At 69.3% G+C, this 564-nt stretch carries 1 protein-coding gene; it reads left to right on the top strand.

The annotated features are described in order from the left end of the window. Nucleotides 1–564: alpha-glucan family phosphorylase (gene glgP / locus NFJ07_RS25605; protein WP_269998914.1), on the top strand; the 564-nt coding region annotated here is incomplete at both ends.

The raw sequence follows: 564 nt of genomic DNA, 5'->3' as shown, positions 1-564 counted from the left end.
ACGATCGGCTTCGCCCGGCGGGTGCCCACCTACAAGCGCCTGACCCTGATGCTCCGGGACCCGGCCCGGCTGAAAGCACTGCTGCTGCACCCCCAGCACCCCATCCAGCTGGTCATCGCCGGCAAGTCCCACCCCGCGGACGACGCCGGCAAGAAGATGATCCAGGACCTGGTGAAGTTCACCGACGACCCCGCCGTCCGGCACCGGATCGTGTTCCTGCCCAACTACGACATCGCGATGGCCCGCACCCTGTTCCCGGGCTGCGACGTGTGGCTGAACAACCCGCTGCGGCCCCTGGAGGCCTGCGGGACCTCCGGGATGAAGGCGGCCATCAACGGCTCCCTGAACCTCTCCGTGCTGGATGGCTGGTGGGATGAGATGTACGACGGCGAGAACGGCTGGGCGATCCCCACCGCGAACAACGACGCGTCCCCGACCGAACGCGATGACATCGAAGCCGCAGCGCTCTACGAGCTCCTGGAGACCCAGGTGGCCCCGCGCTTCTACGGCTCCACGGTCTCCGCGGAGGCCGGCGCGGCCGGGCCCTCGCAGTCCGGCCCGGAA

Source organism: Arthrobacter sp. B2a2-09, assembly GCF_027587375.1.
Lineage (GTDB): Bacteria > Actinomycetota > Actinomycetes > Actinomycetales > Micrococcaceae > Arthrobacter.
Note: the sequence above shows the minus strand (reverse complement) of the source record. Positions and strands in the feature narration are given on the sequence as shown.